6 protein-coding genes are annotated in these 6,061 nt (G+C 68.9%); 5 read left to right on the forward strand and 1 reads right to left on the reverse strand.

Annotation, left to right across the window (positions count from 1 at the left end):
• The first annotated feature begins 365 nt into the window (after positions 1-365).
• The 5 genes from H5J30_RS14525 to H5J30_RS14545 all read left to right on the forward strand — a co-directional run bounded on the left by H5J30_RS14525 (position 366) and on the right by H5J30_RS14545 (position 4,902).
• Entirely contained in the window at positions 366-1,754 is a 1,389-nt protein-coding gene (locus H5J30_RS14525; RefSeq protein WP_181787855.1) for a cystathionine beta-synthase, read from the forward strand.
• A 117-nt stretch (positions 1,755-1,871) separates the two neighbouring features.
• Positions 1,872-2,180, forward strand: coding sequence for a hypothetical protein (locus H5J30_RS14530; protein WP_181787856.1), 309 nt, complete (start codon positions 1,872-1,874; stop codon positions 2,178-2,180).
• Positions 2,177-3,529 (forward strand): coiled-coil domain-containing protein, encoded by a 1,353-nt coding sequence (locus tag H5J30_RS14535; RefSeq protein ID WP_181787857.1) that lies wholly within the window; start codon positions 2,177-2,179, stop codon positions 3,527-3,529. Before H5J30_RS14530 ends, H5J30_RS14535 begins: the two co-directional genes overlap by 4 nt.
• Positions 3,530-3,563: 34 nt before the next feature.
• Positions 3,564-4,241: a hypothetical protein gene (locus tag H5J30_RS14540; RefSeq protein ID WP_220188910.1), complete on the forward strand. Its 678-nt coding sequence runs from the start codon at positions 3,564-3,566 to the stop codon at positions 4,239-4,241.
• A complete protein-coding gene (locus tag H5J30_RS14545; RefSeq protein ID WP_220188911.1) occupies positions 4,216-4,902 on the forward strand; it encodes a hypothetical protein in 687 nt (228 codons plus the stop codon). Before H5J30_RS14540 ends, H5J30_RS14545 begins: the two co-directional genes overlap by 26 nt.
• 274 nt (positions 4,903-5,176) lie before the next feature.
• On the opposite strand, the gene H5J30_RS14550 is transcribed toward H5J30_RS14545, so the two are convergent.
• Positions 5,177-6,061: SAM-dependent methyltransferase (locus tag H5J30_RS14550; RefSeq protein WP_181787858.1), on the reverse strand; the 885-nt coding region annotated here is incomplete at its 5' end.

Here is a 6,061-nt window from a genome sequence, read left to right on the forward strand (position 1 = left end):
ATGCCCCCGCCGCCGTACGCCGCCGCCGCGGCGATCCGGCGTGCCGCCCTCGCCCTGGTCATCGACATCGCCTCTCCGTTCCGCGCCGGCCCCCGGGTGCCGTGCCGCGTCGTGTCCGTAGCTCCGTCTGCGTTCCGCAGCCGTGCCGCTGCCCGCTCCTGTCCGCGGTCCGTCCTCCCCTCCTCTGTCCTACGCCGTCTCCCCCCGCACGTCCGAGGCGGCGCGCGGGCAGCCGCCACCCGCCGCACGCCGCGGTCTACGCGCGTGCTAACACTTTGTTGCCCGGCCTTGTGCCCGGCTCAATCACCCGCGGGGAAAGCCTTACGCTGGGCTCGCCCCGAGAGCCACGGACCCTGGAGTGAGCGGTGCAGTATCACGAGTCGATCACCGACCTGGTCGGCAACACGCCCCTGGTCAGGCTGGGCCGCGTGACCCAGGGCATCCGGGCGACGGTGCTGGCGAAGGTGGAGTACTTCAACCCCGGCGGCTCGGTGAAGGACCGCATCGCGCTGCGCATGATCGAGGCCGCGGAGCGCTCGGGCGCGCTGCGGCCCGGCGGCACGATCGTCGAGCCGACGTCCGGCAACACCGGCGTGGGGCTGGCGATGGTGGCCCAGCAGAAGGGCTACAAGTGCATCTTCGTCTGCCCGGACAAGGTGTCCACGGACAAGATCAACGTGCTGCGTGCGTACGGCGCCGAGGTCGTCGTCTGCCCGACCGCCGTCGACCCCGAGCACCCCGACTCGTACTACAACGTCTCCGACCGCCTGGTCCGCGAGACCTCCGGCGCCTGGAAGCCCGACCAGTACAGCAACCCCGACAACCCGGCGTCCCACTACCACTCCACGGGCCCCGAGCTGTGGACGCAGACCGACGGCCGCCTCACGCACTTCGTCACGGGCATCGGCACCGGCGGCACGATCTCCGGCACCGGCCAGTACCTGAAAGAGGTCTCCGACGGCGCCGTGCAGATCGTCGGCGCCGACCCGGAGGGCTCGGTGTACTCCGGCGGCTCGGGCCGCCCGTACCTGGTCGAGGGCGTCGGCGAGGACTTCTGGCCGGACGCGTACGACCGCGGGGTCGCGGACGAGATCGTCGCCGTCTCCGACAAGGACTCCTTCCGCATGACCCGCCGGCTGGCCCGCGAGGAAGGGCTGCTCGTCGGCGGCTCCTGCGGGATGGCCGTGGTCGCCGCGCTGCGGGTGGCCGAACGGCTGGACGAGAACGGCGTGGTCGTCGTCCTGCTGCCGGACAGCGGCCGCGGCTACCTGTCGAAGATCTTCAACGACGACTGGATGGCGGACTACGGCTTCCTGGACGAGGCCGGCGCCGCGAGCGTCGCGGACGTACTGCGCGACAAAGAGGGCAGCATGCCGTCGCTGGTGCACATGCACCCGGAGGAGACGGTGGGCGAGGCGATCGAGGTGCTGCGCGAGTACGGGGTCTCGCAGATGCCGGTCGTCAAGCCCGGGGCGGGACACCCGGACGTGATGGCCGCGGAGGTCGTCGGCTCGATCGTGGAACGGGAACTGCTGGACGCGCTGTTCACCCACAAGGCCGAACTCGACCACCCCCTGGAACAGCACATGTGCCCCCCGCTCCCCCAGGTCGGCTCGGGCGAACCGGTCGCGGACCTGGTCGCGGTGCTGGAAGGCGCGGACGCGGCGGTGGTGCTGGTGGAGGGCAAGCCGACGGGCGTGGTGTCGCGGACGGACCTGCTGGCGTACCTGGCGAAGGGCGCAGGAAGGGCCTGAACTCGCCAAGCCGTCCACAACTCGCCAAGTTATCCACACCCTTCGCATTCGTGTCACCACTCATCGCTACGATGCCTTCGCAGCGGGGAGGAGCAACGACACGTACGGAGGTGAAGCTTGGCGGACCGACTCGCGGTCGACGGCGACGAGCTGGAGCGCTTCATGCGCCTGCTGAAGCGCTCGGTGCACTCACTCGAAGGGGTCCACAGGGCCCTGCGCGACTCCACGATCAGCGGCCTGGGCACGGACAACCTCGACGGTGCCTGCGAAGACTTCCAGGACGAGTGGAAGTACGGCACGGGACAGATCGGGGAGCAGGTGGACGAGCTGGCGGGAATCGTCGGGGACAGCAAGGAGAGCTACGCCGAGGTCGACAAAGCCCTGGAAGAGAACCTGGCGAAAGCGGCCCAGGGAGGCGGCACATGACGAACAGTGACATTCCCGGCTTAGACGGCGTCCGGCGACCCCGCGGCAAGTTCTCCGACTTACCCATGACCCAGCCCCAGGGACTCCAGCCGGGCACGGTCCCGGACACGTATCCGTCCCTGGGCTTCAACCCGGCACCGGGCAGCACGGACACCGTCCACGCGCTCCGCACCAAGCTCATCAAGTGCGCGGATGTGCTCGAAGAGACCCGCGACATGATCACCAAGTTGATGGACGGCAGCTACTGGAAGGGCGATGCGGCCACCGCCTTCCGGGACCAACTGGAAGACGGCCCGCTCCCCCTGAACCTCAAGAACGCCGCGCACTCCATCAGAAAAGCCGCCAGGCAACTCGACCGCTGGGAGTCCGAACTCGGCGACTTCCAGCGCCGCGCCAACCGCCTCAACGACAAGGCCCGCGAAGCGCGCGAGACCCTCGGCGACGCGGAATCCAACGCCGACGCCGCCAAGCGCGACGCCGGCGGCGGAGGGAAGTCCGACGACGAGGACGAGGCCAAGGCGACGATGCGCCGCCTCAACGCGGCGGTGGCCGAAGCCCAGGCGGACCTCGAACGCATCCTGTCCAGCGCCCGCAACCTCGCCTGGGAACACGAGAACAAGGCCAGCGACCGCGCGGCAAGGATCCGCGACGCCACGGACAAACTGGCCCCGCAGGAACCGGGCTTCTTCGAGAAGGCGGCGGCGTGGGTCTCGGAGAACCTCCCGGACATCCTGAGCGTGGCGGCTGGCGTGCTGGCGCTGGCGGCCCTGACGATCGTGACGGGCGGCACGGCAACGGCGGTGCTGCTGCTGGTGGCGTCGGGTCTGAGCGCGGGCGCGCTGGGGCTCCGCTTGTCCGACTCAGAGGTGTGGTCGTCCCTGTTGAATGGCTTCACGAAGGGTCAGTTCGACGCGGACTTCTTCTCCAACTTGGTGAGCCTGGGTGCCGACTTCGTGGGCATAGTTCCCGGCCTTGCTGCGGTAGGCCAGGGAATCAAACTCGGCGCGGGCGCTCTTCGGACAGGATCCGCGACTCTGTCACTGGGCCAGAAATTCGCCACCGTAGGCAGCCACATTATGACAGAAGCGCGAGCTATCAGCGCACTGGACAACCCGACGGTGGCCTGGATTGTCCACGGTGCAAGGATGCCATCTTCAGCACCCAAAGCCATAGAGGTAACCGCGGCTTCCATCGGGGTGATCTCCGGAGGAATCACCCTGCTCGGAACCAAGGTGGATGCCCTCGACAACGACGGTGTCGGCAATTCGGGAACTGTCTTCGGCGGCCTTGAGATTGCCGGGGTCGGCAGTGGGGATCTCATCAATGTCATCCCTCGCGTCTTCCCCTGACACACCTCCCGACCATGCCTCAAGGAGGTTTAACGTGCACCCGTCCAACTACCCCACAGCATGGGAGCACCCGCCGACCCGGCGCGCCTGGGCCAAGCAGACGACGATCAGCGTCCTTGCCTTCGTCGGGTGGTTCCTCAGCCCTTGGTGTCTCCTCGTCGTGCTCGTCGTATTTCTCTCCAAGGCGTTCATCCCCCTCTTTGTGCTTCCTATGGGCTACGGCATGTACCGCGCCAAAATTCAGCCTGCCCAAATCATCTCCAACTACCGGATCCGCAGAATCATTCGGGCTTATCCCTGGCGTCTCGACGATATCCCCTACAGTTTTCCCCAGAACCCCGGAGAAACGCCAACGAATCTCTGCCTCACCATCCCCCACCCCGAGCAGCCGGGTGAACCGTTCCTGATGTACCAACACCTGCGGCTCGTCCCCACATGGTGGACCAGACGGATGGGGCCCCGCGCCAAGCCTGAGCTGAAGGCTCAGTTGAATCCCATCTGGTTCGTCGGCGATCCGCGCTTCTTCGGCGTCATCGCCGTCACCAAACCCGGCACTGCCCCTAAAATCCCAGCACCAAAACGCATGCACCTGATCGTCCAGGTCGGAGAGACGAAGCAAACGGCACCCATAGACGTCAACTCGTGGCAAGCTTCCCCCGAAGACCTGGCTCACGCACGCCAAGCCATTGGCTGGCGGGGGCCTCGTGACTGAAGACCAGGCCACGTACGTCCTCAGCGACTCCGTCGCCGCGCCCGACCGTGAAGCGTGGTTCGCTCTGCCCGCCGGGTTTACCACCCTCCCGCTCGATGCCCTCACCGCTTCCTCCGACAGCGCCGACGCCTCGCGGCTTCGGGAGGTGGTCGACGGCATTCTCGACGGGGCTCCCGACGGGGTCGTTCGGCAGCGGTTGATCGGGCAGTTAGCCGGGGCTCAGCGGATGATGCTCGCGCTTCGGGAGGAAGGCGTCGTGCACTGTTCGCTGGGGCTGCACCGGGACGACGACGGCGACGGGCGGGTGCTCACCTCGTTCTTCACCTTTCGGTGGCAGGAGATCAGTCGCGCGCCCCGGCACCTGACCGCTGCCCGTGCCGTCGCCGCAGGTCACGACCGTGTCGAAGTCCTCGACCTCCCCTGCGGGCCCGCCGCCCTCGGCGAGGTGGCGCGGACCGTCGCGCCCGATCTCGGGCTGGCCGTCGAGCGGCTGCTCCAGATTCATGCCTATCTGCCCCACCCCGACGGCAGCCGCCTCGTCGTGCTCAGCCTCACCACACCGGCCGCGAGCCGCCGCTCCCACTACCGGGCGATGCTGCGCGACGTCGCCGCGCACGTCAGTTTCGACAACCCGCTCGCACACCTGCGCACAAACGTGTGACGCGGGGACCGCCGCACCCCCGGTGCTGGGCACCTAGGGGGCGGGACGACGGCGGTCCCCGCGTGGGACGCGAGCCGGGTTCGAGCCGGGCCCTGCGTCCGGCGACCAGGAGGTCCGGGAGCCGCTCCGGAGGTCCTTGCCGACGTCCTCCACGATGCCGGACCCGTGTTAACCCTGTGCTGCGCCGGCGTGACACCCTCGTACCGTTTCCGGGATCACCCGCACCCGCGGCCCCGCACCCCGCCCCGCACCCCGCACCGCACCCCGCCCCGCTTCAGCGCCACCCCGGCTGCCGCAGTGGCAGCCCCGAGTCGCCCGTGCCCGGGGTCCGTACCGCCAGCACCTGGTTCACGCCGATCCGGTTGTGTTCGAAGGACAGTGCCGACGCCGCCATGTACAGCCGCCACACCCGCGCCCGCCCCGGCGTGGTCAGCGCGACGGCCTTCGCCCAGCGGGCTTCCAGGTTCGCCACCCAGCGGCGCAGCGTCAGCGCGTAGTGCTCGCGCAGCGCCTGGGTGTCGCGCACCTCGAAGCCCGCGCGCTCCAGTTGGTCCACCGTCGTGCCGATGGGCGACAGTTCGCCGTCGGGGAAGACGTACGCGTCGATGAACTCGTCGATGGCGTAGTCCTCTTCGTCCGCCAGCGGGCGGCGGGCGATCTGGTGGTTGAGCAGCCGGCCGCCGGGCCGCAGGAGGCGGTGGAGGCCGCGGGCGTACTCTCCGTAGCGGGTCGAGCCGACGTGTTCGGCCATGCCGATGGAGGAGATGGCGTCGTACGGGCCGTCGGCGGTCTCGCGGTAGTCCTGGACCCGGATCTCGATGCGGTCGCCGAGGCCGGCGTCGGCGACCCGCTTGCGGGCGTACGCGGCCTGTTCGGCGGAGAGCGTGATGCCGACGGCGCGTACGCCGTATTCGCGCGCCGCGTGCAGCACCATCGAGCCCCAGCCGCAGCCGACGTCGAGCAGCCGGTCGCCTTCTTTGAGGCCGAGCTTGCGGCAGACGAGGTCGAGCTTGGCGGCCTGGGCGTCCTCCAGGGTGTCGCCGTCGTCCCAGTAGGCGCACGAGTAGACCATCGACGGGCCGAGGACGAGGGAGTAGAAGTCGTTGCCGACGTCGTAGTGGTGGCTGACGGCGGCCTTGTCGCGGCGCAGGGTGTGCAG

The organism is Streptomyces phytophilus (genome assembly GCF_013870535.1).
GTDB classification, from domain to species: Bacteria; Actinomycetota; Actinomycetes; order Streptomycetales; family Streptomycetaceae; genus Streptomyces; species Streptomyces phytophilus.

Bases quoted from the DNA above. Each gene is read 5' to 3' on its own strand.
- H5J30_RS14535 (WP_181787857.1), top strand. From the start codon at position 2,177: ATGACGAACAGTGACATTCCCGGCTTAGACGGCGTCCGGCGACCCCGC.